This window comes from Nocardia higoensis, assembly GCF_015477835.1.
GTDB lineage: Bacteria > Actinomycetota > Actinomycetes > Mycobacteriales > Mycobacteriaceae > Nocardia > Nocardia higoensis_A.
This window is the reverse complement of the sequence record NZ_JADLQN010000002.1, coordinates 680,251-696,132: the sequence shown is the minus strand read 5'-3', so window position 1 is coordinate 696,132 and position 15,882 is coordinate 680,251. Positions and strand designations below refer to the sequence as shown.

Genomic DNA, 15,882 nt, shown 5'->3' with positions numbered 1-15,882 from the left:
AGCTTCGATACTGGCACGCCGACCCGACGCCGAGCATCGGGATTCTCCCTGATCTTCCCCCTACCCGGCCGATGTCCGCGCAGGTCACCGCGTCTGCGCGCGCCCGCCCGCGATGGACGCGCCGCTGCGCCCGGCTCGAAACCCACTGTCGGCAAACTCTTTCCAAGCTTTCTTTCAGCCGGCCGAGGAAAGATCGTATTCGACCCGGATGGGACCGGGGCGCACCTCGCGTGGGGCGGGGTGGAATCGAGGGGGAATCACATGTATGCAAAGACGATCGCGCTCGTCTCCGCGCTGATCACCGGCTGTGTCCTCGCGGCGACGCCCGCGGCGAACGCGACGCAACTACCGCCGCACGAGCGCACCTACACCGCACCCGAGGGCACGCAGTTCACCGTCGGCCACCGCGATCACCAGGTGCGCCCGGCCGCGGCGCTCAACCTGATGCCGACCAATCGCGACGTCTTCGTCGACAACACCTTCTACGGGCGGGTCAGCGCGGGCACAGGCCTGCTGAAGGCAGGCTACCTGGTCGCATGCGCTGTCGACCTGACCGCCGAGCTGGACCTGCGGGCGGGAATCGACATGAACGCCGATCTGCGTGCCGGACTGTCACTGGGCGTGGAGTCACTGGTACCGAACCTCGACCTCGGTGTCGGGCCGAGCCTCGGTGCCGGGCTGGGCGTCGACCTGACGCTGGAACCGGGCAAGGTCACCGACGTTTCCGCGGGCGAGCACGCGCTCACCGCGGGCTCGGACGGCTATGTCTTCAGCCGGGACCTCCACATCCACGTGGAGAACTGTGGAGGGCCGCTCACCGTCCAGCCGTACGCGCTGATCACCGTCGACACGGCCGAGGTCACCGCGGCGGGAGCCGTCCTGGGAGACCCGTTCACCATGTGATCCGGCGGCCGGGCCCCCGGTCGGCCGGGCTCGGCGAGTCCGGTGGATTTTCAGGGTTACCCCCGATGTAATCGGCCGCAGCCGCGCTCACCATGGAGAACATGACCAGAACGAGCGTCGGGGATCAGCTCCAGCAGATATGGCGGACGCGGCCGCTGCGGCTTCCGCGGCACGGTCCGATCGCGGGCGTCGCCGCGGGTTTCGGCCGGCGCTACAACGTCGACCCGGTGCTGATCCGGGTCGCGTTCGTGGTCTCGAGCATGTTCGGCGGCGCGGGCATCGTGCTGTACCTGCTGGCCTGGTTGCTGCTTGCCGAGGAGGGCGAGCCGCTCTCGCCGGCCGAATCGCTGTTCGGCCGCAAGCAGTACGGCGAGCAGCCCGGCCGGTCGCAGACCAAGACGATCGTGCTCATGGTCGCGCTCGCCATCGCGGTCACCACGGTCGGGCCCATCGGGGTCGAGATGGCCGGGTCCGGGATGATCAGCCTCGCGCTGATGCTGGCGGGCTGGTGGATGCTGTTCATGCGATGCCCGCAGCCACCACCGGGCACCAGTCCGTGGAATGCCGACGACGTTCCCACGACGGCGACCGGTTACCCGGGGACGGCGTTCCCGCCCGCTGCGTCGCGCCCCCCCGGCGCCTACTACTCGCCGTTCGGGTCGTCGGCTCCCGCACAGGCCGCGCAGTCCACGACGGCGCCGATGTACTCGCCCTATACGAAGCTGCCGGATTACTACGAGCCCGACCCGAGGACCGACGTGACCGCCTCCGATCCCGCCGCATCCGCCCCCGCGGACCCCGAAGCCCCGAACGCCGAGGCCCCGGAACCGCTCACACCGGACTCCCCCTCGGCACCATCACCGTCGATCCCCGCCACCGGCCCGAACCTGGAGAAACCCGCCGAGCCGGACAGCACCGCGGACCAGGCGAACGACATCCCGGAACCGGCAGGCCCGGCCACGGCGAGCGGCAGCGGACCGAATCTCCGGAAACCGTCCGCCACCGAGGGCGGTTCACCTACCGCCTCCCTGCCGACCGGACTGCCCGGCCTCAACACTGCGGTCCCGCCTGCCTGGGACCCGCTGGGCGTCGCTCCGCTGGCGTGGGATCTGCCGGATCCCACACCGGCGCGCACGGTCGCCGCCGTCACGCCGGACCGACCGCGTTCCCGGTTCACCCCGGTGGTGCTCGGCCTGGCCATCCTGGCCGCCGCCGGTGCGGGCGCGCTCGCCGCGGCGGGCGTGGACTGGATGACCCCGGGCCGGATCGCCGCCGTCGCACTGGCCGTGATCGGACTGGGTCTGGTGGCAGGCGCGTTCCTGCGGCGCGGCCACGGCCTGCTCGTGGTGACCGCTCCCCTGGCCGGTTTCGTCCTGCTCGCCTCGATGATCGGCCCGATCGACATCGACAGCACCACCGTGGGCAACCGCGCATGGGCACCCGCGTCGGTCGCCGACCTGGAGTCGAGCTACCAGCTCACGATGGGCGACGCCACGCTCGACCTGCGCTCGGTGCGGCTCACCGAGGACCGGACCGTCGACATCGATGTCCGGATGGGCGAGGTGCGCATCCTGGTGCCCGCCGATATGACCCTGCGCACCGACTGTGACGTCTCGATCGGCGAGATGCAATGTCCGTCAGGCATTTCCGGCCCGAACACGCCGGGCGCGCCGGTTCTCGACCTGAACATCGACGTCCAGATGGGAAATGTGGAGGTGCACCGTGACTGAGCACAGCGAGCACAAGACGACCGGAAACGCGCGCCGCGGCGGAGTCTCGGCCTCCCTGCTGATCACCGGATTCGTGGCACTGATCATCAGTATCTGGGGCCTGGCGGGCGGCGCCGCCACCATCGGCGGCGCCGTCTCGCTCGGCTGGGTGCTGGTGATCGGCGCCATCGTCATCGGCCTGCTGCTGGTGATCGCACCCCGTCGCAAGTCCTAGATCTCCGCAAGTCCTAGATCTCCGAGCCGCCGGGCGCCGTCACTCCCACTCGATGGTGCCCGGCGGCTTGCTGGTCACGTCCAGCACGACCCGGTTGACCTCGGCTACCTCGTTGGTGATCCGGGTCGAGATCCGTTCGAGCACCTCGTAGGGCAGCCGGGTCCAGTCCGCCGTCATGGCGTCCTCACTGGAGACCGGGCGCAACACGATGGGATGGCCGTAGGTTCGGCCGTCGCCCTGCACGCCGACACTGCGCACATCGGCGAGCAGCACCACCGGGCACTGCCAGATCTGCCGGTCCAACCCCGCCGTGGTCAGCTCCTCGCGAGCGATCGCGTCGGCCTGACGCAGCGTCTCCAGCCGTTCGGCATTCACCTCGCCGATGATGCGGATCGCCAGGCCGGGGCCGGGGAACGGCTGCCGGGCCACGATCTCCTCGGGCAGCCCCAGTTCACGACCGACCGCGCGCACCTCGTCCTTGAACAGCAGGCGCAGCGGCTCGACCAGGTCGAACTCGAGATCCTCCGGCAGGCCGCCGACATTGTGGTGCGACTTGATGTTCGCGGTGCCCGAGCCGCCGCCGGACTCCACCACATCCGGGTAGAGCGTGCCCTGCACCAGGAACTCCACCGTCGGCAGCGCGCCGTCGGCCTCGCCCTGTTCGGTGACGACCTCGCGGACCGCGTCCTCGAAGGAGCGGATGAACTCCCGGCCGATGATCTTGCGCTTCTGCTCGGGGTCGGTCACGCCCGACAGTTCACCCAGGAACTTGTCCACCGCGTCGACGGTCACCAGCTTGGCACCGGTCGAGGCGACGAAATCCTGCTGCACCTGCTCGCGCTCCCCGGCCCGCAACAGGCCGTGATCGACGAATACACAGGTCAGCCGGTCTCCGATGGCGCGCTGCACGAGCGCCGCGGCGACCGCGCTGTCTACGCCGCCGGACAGGCCACAGATGGCGTGACCGTCGCCGATCTGCTCACGGACCTGCTCGATCAGGCTCTCCGCGATGCTCGCGGGAGTCCAAGACGCCGGAATGCCCGCCAGTTCGTGCAGGAAGCGGCTGAGCACCTGCTGGCCGTGCGGGGAGTGCAGCACCTCGGGGTGGTATTGCACACCGGCGAGCCTGCGCGCCCTGTCCTCGAAGGCGGCGACCGGGGCGCCGGCCGTCGTGCCGGTGACCTCGAAACCTTCCGGCGCGTCGGTGACCGCGTCGCCGTGGCTCATCCACACCGGCTGGATCGTGGGCAGACCGCCGTGCAGCAGGCCGCCGTCGATATTGAGCTCGGTGCGGCCGTACTCACGGGTGCCGGTGTGGGTGACGGTACCGCCGAGCGCCTGCGCCATCGCCTGGAAGCCGTAGCAGATGCCGAAAACCGGCAGACCGAGATCGAACAGCCGCGGATCCAGCTGCGGCGCGCCCTCGGCGTACACGCTCGACGGACCACCCGAGAGGATCACCGCCAGCGGCTTGCGCTCCGTGATCTCCTCCACCGTGACGGTGTGCGGGACCACCTCGGAGTAGACGCTCGCCTCACGAACCCGGCGGGCGATCAGCTGGGCGTACTGGGCGCCGAAGTCGATGACGAGGACCGGTCTCTGGGATTCTGCCACCGGCACAGTCTAGTGAGGCGCCCGGCGCCGAAACGCAGGGGCATCCCGGTGCGTGCGAGGTCAGGCACGCACGCTCAAGCCGACCTTCTGGAACTCCTTGAGATCGGAGTAGCCCGCCTTGGCCATCGAACGGCGCAGGCCGCCGACCAGGTTGAGCGAACCGAACGGATCGTCGGACGGCCCGAACAGCACCCGCTCCAGACTCGGCCGCTCCCTGTGCCCCATCTCCTCGAGGTAGTCCAGGTCGTCCTCCCCGGCTGCCGCGGTCAGGGCATGCAGGTCCGCGTCCCCGACCTCGACCTGCAGCAGCGAACCGCGCGGCACCGAGGGATGCGCGGCGGCCGAAGGCCAGTACCAGCCCCGGCCGGGCGCCTCGGCGGCCACGGCGAGCGGCACGCCGAGCATCGCCGCGTCCGCACCGCAGGCGATGGCCTTCGCCAGATGGCCCGATGTCGCGATATCGCCGTCGGCGATGACATGCACATAGCGCCCGCCGGTCTCGTCCAGGTAGTCGCGCCGCGCGGCCGCCGCGTCGGCGATCGCGGTGGCCATCGGCACCCCGATGCCGAGCACCTCACCGGTGGTCGTGGCGCCGGGGAAGGAGCCGTAGCCCACGATCACGCCCGCCGCGCCGGTGCGCATCAGGTGCAGCGCGGTGCGGTGATCGCTGACGCCGCCTGCCACCACCGGCACGTCCAGCTCGGCGATGAAAGTCTTGAGGTTCAGCGGCTCGCCGTCGCCGACGTGCTCGGCGGAGATGATCGTGCCGTGCACCACCAGCAGATCGATACCGGCCTGTACCAGGCCGGGGGTGAACGCGCGAGCGTTCTGCGGGCTCACGCGCACCGCGACGGTCACCCCGGCGGCGCGCACCTCGGCCACCGCGGCGGCCAGCAGATCCGGCTGCAGCGGCGCGGCGTGCAATTCCTGCAGGAACGCCACCGCGTGCTCATAGCGACCCTGCTCGGCGAGATCGATCAGCTGCTCGATCTTGGCCTCGACATCGGCGTGCCTGGCCCACAGGCCCTCGCCGTTGATGACGCCGAGCCCGCCGAGCCTGCCCAGCTCCACCGCGAGCTTCGGGGACACCAGCGCGTCGGTCGGGTGCGTCACCAGCGGGATCTCGAACCGGTAGGCATCGAGCTGCCAGCCCAGCGAGACCTGCTTCGACGAACGGGTCCGCCGCGAAGGAACGATGTCCACATCGTCCAGTTCGTAGGTACGCCGGGCCGTCCGGCCCATGCCGATCTCGACCATGTCGCGCACGTGCTTGTCCTTTCGGTATCGGAAGTGCCGCTGCCCGACCGAGTGCCGTCGCAGTTCGGCGTGTTCGCGGCCCCCGAATCCTCGCGAACGGTGCTTCGCTCGACTCCCCGCCGAACGCGGGGTGTCGCGAGCGTGATGGTTCTCGCAGTCTCGCGCCGGTGGAGAGACTATCGCGGACAGCAGTGACGGCCGGACCCCGGTGTCGGGCGGGTTCCGGCCGTCGATGCGAGCGCTACTGGCGGCCCGTGTAGTTCGGGGCCTCCACCGTCATGGTGACGTCGTGCGGATGACTCTCCTTCAGGCCGGCCGCGGTGATCTGCACGAACTGCGCCTCCTGCAGATGAGCGATCGACTGCGAGCCGGTGTACCCCATCGCCGCCCGCAGACCGCCGACGAGCTGGTGGATCACCTGGCTGACCGGCCCACGGAAGGGCACCCGACCCTCGATGCCCTCGGGCACCAGCTTGTCCTCGGCCAGCACATCGTCCTGGAAGTAGCGGTCCTTGGAGAAGGACTTGGCCTGGCCGCGTCCCTGCATGGCGCCCAGCGAGCCCATGCCGCGGTAGCTCTTGAACTGCTTGCCGCCGACGAGGATGAGCTCGCCCGGCGATTCGGCGGTACCCGCCAGCAGCGAGCCCAGCATCACCGTCGACGCGCCCGCCGCGATGGCCTTGGCGATGTCGCCGGAGAACTGGATGCCGCCGTCGGCGATCACCGGCACGCCCGCGGGCTTGCAGACCGAGACGGCCTCCAGAATCGCGGTGATCTGCGGCGCGCCGACACCGGCGACGACACGGGTGGTGCAGATCGAGCCGGGGCCCACACCGACCTTGATCGCGTCCGCGCCCGCCTCGACGAGCGCGGCGGCGCCCTGCCTGGTGGCGACATTTCCGCCGACGACCTGGATGCGATCGCCGACCTCGGCCTTGACCTTGGCGACCATCTGCAGCACCTGCGACTGGTGACCGTGCGCGGTGTCCACGACCAGCACGTCCACGCCGGCGTCGGCCAGCGTCATCGCCCGCGACCAGGCGTCCTCGCCGACGCCGACCGCGGCGCCGACCAGCAGCCTGCCGTCGCGGTCCTTGGTGGCGTTCGGGTACTGATCGGTCTTGACGAAGTCCTTGACGGTGATCAGGCCGCGCAGCCTGCCGTTGCCGTCGACGATCGGCAGCTTCTCCACCTTGTGGCGGCGCAGCAGACCGAGCGCGGCCTCGGCGGTCACCCCCTCCTGGGCGGTGATCAGCGGAGCCTTGGTCATCACGTCGGCGACCCGGCGGTTCTGGTCGACCTCGAAACGCATGTCGCGGTTGGTGATGATGCCCACCAGCGCGCCTGTCTCGTCGACCACCGGCAGGCCGGAGATGCGGAACCGCGCGCACATGGCGTCCACGTCGGCGAGGGTGTCGGTCGGGCGACAGGTCACCGGATCGGTCACCATGCCCGCCTCGGAGCGCTTCACGGTCTCCACCTGGGCGGCCTGATCGGCCGTGGCGAGATTGCGGTGCAGCACACCCATGCCGCCCGCGCGCGCCATGGCGATGGCCATCCTGGCCTCGGTGACGGTATCCATGGCCGAACTCACCAGCGGCGTCCGCAGCCGGATCTCCCTGGTGAGGTTGCTGGAGGTCTCGACAGAGCTGGGAATCAGGTCCGAAGCGGCGGGCAGCAACAGCACGTCGTCGAACGTGAGCCCGAGCATGGCGATCTTGTTCGGATCGTCGCCACCCGTAGGGGGGCGGACTGCGATTCGTTCGCCCGGTACGGGATTACTCATTCGGATCGACCCCTCCTGGACGTCGAACAGCGGCAGGCGCCGAGGAGCGGCGTCGCGCACAACTGATGGGATGGACGGTGGCAGCGGGATCAGCGAGTCGGGTACTTCTCCAGCGCCTGTCCATCATGGTATCTGTACAGCGAACCGGGTCCGGACCGAGCCTGCCCACGAAACTGGCACGCGGCAGCGCTGGCGCAGACCACCCTGTTCTGCGTACCGTGGGTGTGTGCGTGACCATCTACCACCTGGCTTGCCGCCGGATCCATTCGCCGGAGACCCCTCCGACCCGTCCGCCGCGCTCGATGCCATCGAGCCCGGCGAGCCGCTGGATCCCCACGAGCGCCTTGCGGTCGAGGAGGATCTCGCCGACCTCGCGGTCTACGAAGCGTTACTGGCCCACCGCGGCATCCGCGGACTCGTGGTCAGCTGCGAGGACTGCAGACAAGATCACTACCACGACTGGGACATGCTGCGCGCCAATCTGCTGCAATTGCTGGTGGACGGCACGGTGCGCCCCCATGAACCCGCCTATGATCCGACCCCCGAGGCCTACGTCACGTGGGATTACTGTCGCGGCTACGCGGACGCGTCGATGAACGAGGCGTTCCACGGCGACGGTTTCGACGGATTCGACAGCTGAATTCCCCGGCCCCGCCGCGGCGGGGTGATTCGGCCGGGCTCCCTCCCGGCTCGGTGCTGTGCGCTCGTTCGCGGATCTGCTCAGGCGGAATTGTCTACTCAGGAGTCCGCACACCGCCCGTCCCCGCACAACAGACGAGAACCGACCACCTCGGCAGGCGGTCGGTTCTCGCGAGCTCATGACAGGGATCGGTCAGGTTGTCGGCTCCGGTGAGAGCACGTCGGGCGGCAACAGCTCCGTCGGCAGCTGGAGGCCGCCGGAGGGCAGGGTCGGGATGATGCCCGACGGCAGGCCACCGCCGTTGCTCGGTGCCGTGGTCGGCGGAAGCTGTGTCGCCGGCGCGTTCGTGGTCGGCGGGTTCGTGGTCGGCGGGTTCGCGGTCGGCGGCTCATCCGACGGCTGCGTGGGCGGTGCGCCCGGATCGGTGGTCGCATCCGGCGTGCCCGAGGGCTCACCCGCCTGCGTCGGGTTCTCCGGATCCGTGGGATCGGTGGTGCCTTGGTTCGGGGGCAGCATCGTCACGGTGTTGCCGGTGGTCGGGTCCACGGTGACGGTGGTCCCGGGTCGCGGCACAGTGGACGGCTGCACCGTCTGCTCCAGCTGCGTCGCCAGCTCCGGAGATTTCTCGCGCAGGTCGGTCAGCAGCAGCTGCCACGCGCGTTCGAGCTCCTGCTTCTTACCGTTGTCGCTGACCTGGCCCACATTGGTCTGCGCACGTTCCAGCAGGGCGGCGGCTTGGCTGTAGTTGCCTTGTTCGAGCGCCTGTTCCGCCTGCGACAGCTCGCTGTCGGCGCGCTGGACGACGGTGGTCTGAGCCTGCTCGCTGAACACGACCTCCTTGACCCGCCACAGCGGATCGCCCGGCTCCGCGCTGTAGGAGAACGCGGTGGTGCCGCCGATGATCAGTGCGAGAGCGGCGGCCGCTCCCGTGATGGGGTACAGCAGTCGAAGCTTCCCACGCGCCTGGGCGCCGACACGGACCTTCCGAGCCCCGATCTCCTGGTTGACCGCGGCGACGACCGCGTCCAGATCGGGTGTGCTCGGCATCGGCGGCTCGATCAGCTCGCTCCGCCAGTCCGCGAGGAGCGCGGCGAGCTGGAATTCCTCCGCGCTGTCGGTCTGCACCGGACCACCACTCACGATGGCGTCGATCAGCGCATCATCGCGGCGCACCGCCGCGATGTCCACCGGTCCGGCATCACCAGCACCCCCGGCGTAGGGACCGCTGTTCCGCGATCCGCGCCGCGCCTTCCAGTCGCCTCGACCGCGCTCGCCATCCCTAGCCATACATTTCACCTGCCCTCGCCACTTGTGCTTTCAGTTTTGCGAGTGCCCTGTGCTGGGCAACCCGTATCGCCCCCGCCGTACTGCCCACGGCGGCTGCGGTTTCTTCCGCTGACAAACCCATGACCAGGCGCAGGACCAAGATCTCCCGATGCTTTTCGGGCAGAGTCGCGAGCAGACGATTCATCTGCCTGCTCGTCTCCGATTCGAGAGCTCGTTGTTCCGGGCCGTGGTCGGTGGATATGACATCTGGTACTTCGGCCATTGCCTCCGCCTTGTTACGGGCGGCGTTGCGATGGGCGTCGGCGACCTTGTGCGAAGCGATTCCGTAGACGAAGGCCATGAAGGGCCTGCCCTGGTCCTGATACCTGGGCAAGGCCGTCATCACAGCCAGACATACCTCCTGCGCGACGTCGTCCGCTGAGAGCTGACCGCGTTCGGCCGCACCGATACGCGCGCGGCAGTAACGGACAACGAGCGGACGGACCAGCCCCAGTACCCGAGCTAGAGCGGCCCTGTCGCCCTGCGCGGCGGCAGTGACGGCGAGGTCCAACTCTTCGCCCGTATGCGTCATCGTCAGAGATATTCCTGGCGTTACGAGTGGCACGGTCTGCGAGCGACCGGTGCTTCCGCCGAACCGGCGGAACGCAACCAACAATAGCGACACCACCCCCTGCCCCCAGCATTGTGGTCACCCGCGGCCGGAACCAACTCGGCCTCGGAAGTGACTTTCAGCACGTCCCGGCCGGTCGGAACCGTCCGCCCAGATGAAAGATCATCTGCTCGCACGAATTCGCCTCGGCTGTCGCGTAAGTCCGCCCCTCGGGCGTCGCCGCCACACCGGATCCGAGCATGGCGCTCGCCCACCGCAGCGGCAGCAGCCCGTGCTCGGCGGCACGCTCGCCGGTCGCCGCGGCGAGTTCCGCGGCTCGGTCGAGGTCTCCCGCGGCCGCGGTGGCCGCGGCGACGAGCAGCGCGGACTTGATCCGATGCCGGACCGAGGGTGTCGTATCGGCCAGTCGCAGCCCGGCTTCGGCGTGCGGGAGCGCCCGGACGGCGTCGCCGCCCGCCAGCGCGGTCTCGGCGCGGACCCAGCACAGGCGGATTCGGGCCCGCACCCGGACGCTCTCGTCGTCGCCGAGCAGTGCCCAGGCCCTTTCCAGCAGCCGGGCCGCCAGATCCAGCCGGCCCAGGCCGAGCGCGTCGGCGGCCAGGCCGGTGAGCGCGTCGCACGCGGCGTCCACCCGGTCCGGCATCACTGCGCCGGACTCGGGGTCCGCGGCGACGAGCCCGGGCAGCACCAGCGCGGCGGCCCTGCCGTCCCAGCCGGAAGCGGCGGCGTGCCAACCCAGTTGACGCAGCAGTGATCCTGTCGTGCTCGCGGCCAGTGACGACGACACTGGATCGAGAGGTCTCCGCAACACCCGCGTCAGTTCCGCCCTGGCCGCCGCGTATCGGCCCTGACCACCGAGCGCGACGGCTCGCAGCCAGGTCGCGAAGGGGTCCGTGGTGGCCGGCAACCCGACAGCGGCCTCGGCCGGACGGGCCCCGAACGCCGCGTCGACGAGGATTTCGAATCGAGCATCCGCTAGCGGAACTGGTACGAACACGAGCCGCAGCGTAACCCGCGCCACGCCGGACCCCCACCGTGACCGGAACCGGCGTGACCCCTTCGGCAAACAGTCAGCATTTCCACTCGGGCGCCATGTTTCTATCCGGTAAATCTCCCGGAGGAGTAGTGCGACCAACGCCGCCGCGAATTCACATCCGTTTCCCGCAATTTACCTGCGCGCCCCGTTCACGCCATCTGGAAACATACCGCCCAACCTGCTTTCGGCGATCTCCAGCACACCGGCCCTCGAACCGACCTCGAGCCCGACCAACTCATATCTGCCCCCGAAAATGATGACCTACCAGGGATTACGCGCGGGATCACATTGCGATCGCACACTGGCGTTCTATCGGGCAACCGTCCAGTACTACCGGACTGAAGGATGAATGTAAACAGTGCGGAGGTTAAATTTCACCTTCTCCTATTCGGAAAGCCGGCGCGTCGAACTATTGACGGAAATTCACGGCTGGCCCTAACGTAGCTCATCGCCACGACGGGCGCCGCGCGAAATTGCAGCGACCTCCCGGCGGGGCGAGACCCACGGCCACGGCCGATCGGGCCGTACCCGATGACTGTGCAGAAAACAACTGCTCGACGACGCTGACGAGCTCGCATCACAAGGAGTTCACCATGCCCATGCCGACCCACCTCCCCGGACCGAACGCCGACGTCTGGGACTGGCAGATGCGCGGTTCCTGCCGCGGCGTGGACTCGGCGGTCTTCTTCCACCCCGACGGCGAACGCGGCCGGGCTCGCACCGCACGCGAGATGCGCGCCAAGGAGATCTGCCGCGCCTGCCCGGTGCTGATGCAGTGCCGCAGCCACGCACTCAAGGTGAGTGAGCCCTACGGCATCTGGGGTGGTATGTCCGAGACCGAACGCGAATTGCACGCCCGGCGCAATCGTCGCCGCATGGCCGTCTGACAGACCGCGACCCATCCACTGCCCACACCTGCGCCGAATGCCTTGCGGAAACCGACCCGACACCGGGTCGGGCCCGCATTCGTTCCAGCGAGGCATTCCCGAACCCACACGCTCCGGAGCCCACACGGCCGAGGGCGGGACGGGCCGGACAGGCTGGGGCGAGACGCACGAGGCCTCGGGCCATGTTTCCGACAACTATGGGCGTCCCCCGGGCCGCCGGCTCGCATCACGCCCGGCGTGTCGCGAGTTGCCACAACATAGCCGCAAAATTGCTGAGCCACCGACGGTTCCGGCACCCCACAGGGTGCGCCGGCGATAGCTTCGCGCTAACGTAGTGACTGATGACACAGAATGGAGCGTTGTGACGACGCGGCCGTCGGCCGCAGAGGGCGACTCGATCCGAAGAGAAGCCACCCCACCAGATGTGGAGTCTGCGGTGTCGGCACGCGTAGCCGAAAGCCTCGAACTAGCCGCGCTGTTGCGCCGATGCGGCCAGGGCGACCAGAACGCTTTCGCAGAACTGTACGACCGAACGAGCTCACGCGTGTTCGGTCTGGTGCTCCGGGTGCTCCAAGATCCCGGGTACGCGGAGGAGACCACCCAGGAGGTCTACCTCCAGATATGGCGCAACGCAGGGAATTTCGATTCCACTCGCGGCTCCGCCATGACCTGGTTGATGACACTCGCCCATCGCCGCGCGGTCGACCGCGTCCGCGCCGAACAGGCCCACACCCTGCGGGAAGCCACCTACGGGGCGCGGGTGGGCGACAACGAGTTCGACGAGGTGGTGGAGGAAGTCGAGCGCAGATCCGAACAGCGCGCCGTCCTCGCCGGGCTCGCCGATCTCACCGAGACCCAGCGCGAGGCCATCTCGCTGGCCTACTACGGTGGGCGCACCTACGCCGAGGTCGCCGCGCACCTCGGGGTCGGGCTGCCGACCGTGAAATCCCGGATCAGGGATGGTTTGACACGACTGAAGAAAAGTTTGGGGGTGACGTGAGTTGACCGAAGCCCGGATCGATCTCGCGCACGCCGTCGCGCTCGGATCGATCGACGACGAAGACCAGCACGCCTTGCACGAAGCGCTCGATGACGAGGATCCCGCCGACAGAGCGGGATTCCGCGCCGAAGTGCTACGCGCCCAGGACGCCCTGGCCGCGCTGGCGGAGGTGACCGCCACCGCCCCTCCGCCCGGCTTGCGGGCGCGCCTTCTCGCGGCCGTCGCCGCCGATGACTCTCCGACCGCGGACTGAGGCCCTTCGACGGACATCGTCCTCGAATTCCCTCTCCTGACATCTCATTCCGCCGGGACCTTTCTCCTCGAAACTTCTTCCCGACGTCCTTTTCTCCGCAGTCGCGGATTTCCCTCAGCCGTCTCGCACGCCCGCGCTCGCCCCGAGCCTGCTGCGAGCGCGCGACCGTCGGAATCGCCTGCGCCAGTCGGATGCCGAGGGGCGTCCGCGCACGGCGTCTGCGGCTACCCGGCCACGCGGCGGAGGTCTCGGCTGTCCTTCAGGGCACACACGACGGCGCCCCCGGTCGAAACGACCGGGGGCGCCGTGGGTTCACGACCTGATCGGTGAATCAGTGGGCGTGCCCGTGGTGGCCGTGATCGTCGGCCTCCTCGGCGGGCTTGTCGACGATGGCGCTCTCGGTGGTGAGCACCATGCGCGCCACCGAGGCGGCGTTCACCACGGCGGAACGGGTCACCTTGACCGGGTCGACGACACCGTCGGTGAGCAGGTCACCGTAGGTGAGGGTCGCGGCGTTGAAACCTTCCTTGCCCTCGGCGACTCTGGCGACCACGACCGCGCCGTCCAGACCGGCATTGGTGGCGATCCAGAACAGCGGCGCCTGCAGCGCCTTGCGCACGACCTCGACGCCCACCGCCTCGTCGCCGGACAGCGAGTCCCGCAGCTCGACCAGCTTGGTCGCCGCCTGCACCAGGGCGGTGCCGCCGCCGGGCACGATGCCCTCGTCGACGGCGGCCTTGGCCGCGCTCACCGCGTCCTCGACCCGGTACTTGCGCTCCTTGAGCGCGGTCTCGGTAGCCGCGCCGACCTTGATCACCGCGACGCCACCCGCCAGCTTGGCCAGGCGTTCTTCGAGCTTCTCGCGATCCCAGTCCGAATCCGTCGCCTCGATCTCGCGGCGCAGCTGCGCGGAGCGGGCGGCGATGTCCTCGGCGGTGCCCGCACCGTCGATGATCGTGGTCTCGTCCTTGGTGACGACGACTCGGCGTGCCCGGCCGAGCACATCCAGGCCCGCCTCGCGCAGCGTGATGCCCAGATCCGGGTTGATCACGGTGCCCGCGGTGACCACGGCGAGGTCGTCGAGGAACGCCTTGCGGCGGTCACCGAAGAACGGCGCCTTGACCGCGACGGCCTTGAGGGTCTTGCGGATGGAGTTGACCACCAGGGTCGACAGCGCTTCGCCTTCGACATCCTCGGCGACGATCAGCACCGGCTTGCCCGCCTCGGCGATCTTCTCCAGCAGCGGCAGCAGGTCGGGCAGCGAGCTGATCTTCTCGCGATGCAGCAGGACGAAGACGTCCTCGTAGACGGCCTGCTGGGTGTCGGTGTCGGTGACGAAGTAGGGCGAGAGGTAGCCCTTGTCGAACTGCACGCCCTCGGTGACGACCAGCTCGGTCTGCATCGTCGAGGACTCCTCGACCGTGACCACGCCGTCCTTGCCGACAGTGTTCAGCGCCTTGCCGACCATCTCGCCGATCTCCTCGTCCCGCGAGGACACGGTGGCGACCTGGGCGATGGCCTGCTCGCCGGAGACCGGGGTGGCGGCGGCCAGCAGTGCCTCGGAGACCACATCGGTGGCCTTGGCGATGCCGGAACCCAGGGTGATGGGGTTGGCGCCCGCGGCGACGTTCTTCAGGCCGCCGCGCACCAGCGCCTGCGCCAGCACGGTGGCCGTGGTGGTGCCGTCACCGGCGACGTCGTTGGTCTTGGTGGCGACGCTCTTGACCAGCTGCGCGCCGAGATTCTCGAAGGGATCCTCGAGGTCGATGTCACGTGCGATGGTCACACCGTCGTTGGTGACGGTCGGTCCGCCGAACGCCTTGGCGAGCACCACGTGACGACCGCGCGGGCCGAGGGTGACCTTGACCGCGTCGGCGAGCTTGTCGACGCCGCGTTCGAGAGCCCGGCGAGCCTTTTCGTCGAACTCGATCTGCTTTGCCATGAGTCCTTTTCCTTGAATGGGGGCTGGAACGACGGTGCCCCGGCCCCGCTGCGGGGGAACCGGGGCACGTCGCTACGACTCGATCCCGGACGGGGCCGGGTGACGCGGGCCCGAGGGGACCACGTCGAGCGCGATCACTTGCTGACGACAGCCAGCACGTCGCGCGCGGAGAGGATCAGGTACTCCTCGCCCTGGTACTTGATCTCGGTGCCGCCGTACTTGCTGTAGATGACGGTGTCGCCCTCCTGAACATCCAGGGGGATGCGCTTTTCGCCCTCGTCGTCCCAGCGGCCGGGGCCGACGGCGACGACGGTGCCTTCCTGCGGCTTCTCCTTCGCCGTGTCCGGGATGACCAGGCCGGAGGCAGTCGTCGTCTCGGCCTCGTTGGCCTGGACGAGGATCTTGTCCTCGAGCGGCTTGATGTTCACGCTCGCCACGTTGAGCCCTCCACTTTCAGGGGATACGTCGTCCGGGACTGTTGTCCCGGACCATCGGGTTCGGTCACGGTGGTTGACCCTGCGCATAGCCCCGTCGTCGCGGGTGCCGGGACCCCTGCTCAGTAGTCACAACTGCGTTCGACATCGGTTGCCGTGGTGGGCAACCGCGTCACTAGCACTCTATACATGAGAGTGCCAGCGCTCAAGGCCGGGCGGTGCCAATTCTTCCGCCGACTTTCCATAGGTTCGCCGAAACTGTAACGTTCGCATAACGGATTGTGACAGT

At 68.9% G+C, this 15,882-nt stretch carries 15 protein-coding genes; 7 read left to right on the top strand and 8 right to left on the bottom strand.

The annotated features are described in order from the left end of the window. Positions 1–261: 261 nt before the first annotated feature. From IU449_RS17100 to IU449_RS17090, 3 genes are all read left to right on the top strand, one after another. The gene (locus IU449_RS17100; protein ID WP_195003048.1) at positions 262–903 is read left to right on the top strand and encodes an MspA family porin; all 642 of its coding nucleotides are present in this window, start codon (positions 262–264) and stop codon (positions 901–903) included. A gap of 101 nt (positions 904–1,004) precedes the next feature. Further along, positions 1,005–2,633 carry a PspC domain-containing protein gene (locus IU449_RS17095; protein WP_324188290.1) on the top strand — a complete coding sequence of 543 codons (1,629 nt, stop codon included), beginning with the start codon at positions 1,005–1,007 and terminating at the stop codon, positions 2,631–2,633. After that, positions 2,626–2,847 (top strand): hypothetical protein, encoded by a 222-nt coding sequence (locus IU449_RS17090; RefSeq protein WP_228805137.1) that lies wholly within the window; start codon positions 2,626–2,628, stop codon positions 2,845–2,847. Before IU449_RS17095 ends, IU449_RS17090 begins: the two co-directional genes overlap by 8 nt. Positions 2,848–2,886: 39 nt before the next feature. On the opposite strand, the gene guaA is transcribed toward IU449_RS17090, so the two are convergent. The 3 genes from guaA to guaB all read right to left on the bottom strand — a co-directional run bounded on the left by guaA (position 2,887) and on the right by guaB (position 7,504). Then, a complete protein-coding gene (guaA, locus tag IU449_RS17085) occupies positions 2,887–4,461 on the bottom strand; it encodes a glutamine-hydrolyzing GMP synthase (RefSeq protein WP_416382182.1) in 1,575 nt (524 codons plus the stop codon). A 60-nt stretch (positions 4,462–4,521) separates the two neighbouring features. After that, positions 4,522–5,727 (bottom strand): GuaB3 family IMP dehydrogenase-related protein, encoded by a 1,206-nt coding sequence (locus tag IU449_RS17080; RefSeq protein ID WP_195003044.1) that lies wholly within the window; start codon positions 5,725–5,727, stop codon positions 4,522–4,524. A gap of 232 nt (positions 5,728–5,959) precedes the next feature. Further along, entirely contained in the window at positions 5,960–7,504 is a 1,545-nt protein-coding gene (gene guaB, locus IU449_RS17075; protein ID WP_195003043.1) for an IMP dehydrogenase, read from the bottom strand. Positions 7,505–7,730: 226 nt separating this feature from the next. Here guaB and IU449_RS17070 point away from each other — a divergent pair, with 226 nt between their 5' ends. Beyond that, complete coding sequence (locus IU449_RS17070) at positions 7,731–8,144, top strand: DUF5319 domain-containing protein (RefSeq protein WP_011207424.1); 414 nt, start codon at positions 7,731–7,733, stop codon at positions 8,142–8,144. 192 nt (positions 8,145–8,336) lie between these two features. Here the strand turns inward: IU449_RS17070 and IU449_RS17065 are convergent, their stop codons facing one another. The 3 genes from IU449_RS17065 to IU449_RS17055 all read right to left on the bottom strand — a co-directional run bounded on the left by IU449_RS17065 (position 8,337) and on the right by IU449_RS17055 (position 11,038). Further along, on the bottom strand, positions 8,337–9,431 hold the full coding sequence (locus IU449_RS17065) for an anti-sigma-D factor RsdA (protein WP_228804787.1): 1,095 nt from the start codon (positions 9,429–9,431) through the stop codon (positions 8,337–8,339). Then, complete coding sequence (locus IU449_RS17060; protein ID WP_195003041.1) at positions 9,424–10,002, bottom strand: sigma-70 family RNA polymerase sigma factor; 579 nt, start codon at positions 10,000–10,002, stop codon at positions 9,424–9,426. Before IU449_RS17060 ends, IU449_RS17065 begins: the two co-directional genes overlap by 8 nt. 157 nt (positions 10,003–10,159) lie before the next feature. Further along, the gene (locus IU449_RS17055; RefSeq protein WP_195003040.1) at positions 10,160–11,038 is read right to left on the bottom strand and encodes a hypothetical protein; all 879 of its coding nucleotides are present in this window, start codon (positions 11,036–11,038) and stop codon (positions 10,160–10,162) included. Between the two features lie 632 nt (positions 11,039–11,670). On the opposite strand from IU449_RS17055, the gene IU449_RS17050 reads away from it, so the two are divergent. The 3 genes from IU449_RS17050 to IU449_RS17040 all read left to right on the top strand — a co-directional run bounded on the left by IU449_RS17050 (position 11,671) and on the right by IU449_RS17040 (position 13,217). Continuing rightward, positions 11,671–11,964, top strand: coding sequence for a WhiB family transcriptional regulator (locus IU449_RS17050; protein WP_040794630.1), 294 nt, complete (start codon positions 11,671–11,673; stop codon positions 11,962–11,964). A gap of 424 nt (positions 11,965–12,388) precedes the next feature. Continuing rightward, positions 12,389–12,964 carry an ECF RNA polymerase sigma factor SigK gene (sigK, locus tag IU449_RS17045; RefSeq protein ID WP_195003039.1) on the top strand — a complete coding sequence of 192 codons (576 nt, stop codon included), beginning with the start codon at positions 12,389–12,391 and terminating at the stop codon, positions 12,962–12,964. A 1-nt stretch (position 12,965) separates the two neighbouring features. Then, positions 12,966–13,217 (top strand): RskA family anti-sigma factor, encoded by a 252-nt coding sequence (locus IU449_RS17040; RefSeq protein ID WP_195003038.1) that lies wholly within the window; start codon positions 12,966–12,968, stop codon positions 13,215–13,217. A gap of 331 nt (positions 13,218–13,548) precedes the next feature. Here IU449_RS17040 and groL read toward each other — a convergent pair whose 3' ends face one another. Then, complete coding sequence (gene groL / locus IU449_RS17035; protein WP_195003037.1) at positions 13,549–15,159, bottom strand: chaperonin GroEL; 1,611 nt, start codon at positions 15,157–15,159, stop codon at positions 13,549–13,551. Between the two features lie 134 nt (positions 15,160–15,293). Then, complete coding sequence (gene groES, locus IU449_RS17030) at positions 15,294–15,596, bottom strand: co-chaperone GroES (RefSeq protein WP_040704586.1); 303 nt, start codon at positions 15,594–15,596, stop codon at positions 15,294–15,296. Positions 15,597–15,882: the final 286 nt, after the last annotated feature.

What these genes read in the sequence shown, in the direction of transcription:
- IU449_RS17100 (WP_195003048.1), top strand. Translation starts at nt 262, where the DNA reads ATGTATGCAAAGACGATCGCGCTCGTCTCCGCGCTGATCACCGGCTGT.
- IU449_RS17095 (WP_324188290.1), top strand. Translation starts at nt 1,005, where the DNA reads ATGACCAGAACGAGCGTCGGGGATCAGCTCCAGCAGATATGGCGGACG.
- guaB (WP_195003043.1), bottom strand. Translation starts at nt 7,504, where the DNA reads ATGAGTAATCCCGTACCGGGCGAACGAATCGCAGTCCGCCCCCCTACG.
- IU449_RS17065 (WP_228804787.1), bottom strand. Translation starts at nt 9,431, where the DNA reads ATGGCTAGGGATGGCGAGCGCGGTCGAGGCGACTGGAAGGCGCGGCGC.
- IU449_RS17060 (WP_195003041.1), bottom strand. Translation starts at nt 10,002, where the DNA reads ATGACGCATACGGGCGAAGAGTTGGACCTCGCCGTCACTGCCGCCGCG.
- IU449_RS17050 (WP_040794630.1), top strand. Translation starts at nt 11,671, where the DNA reads ATGCCCATGCCGACCCACCTCCCCGGACCGAACGCCGACGTCTGGGAC.
- groL (WP_195003037.1), bottom strand. Translation starts at nt 15,159, where the DNA reads ATGGCAAAGCAGATCGAGTTCGACGAAAAGGCTCGCCGGGCTCTCGAA.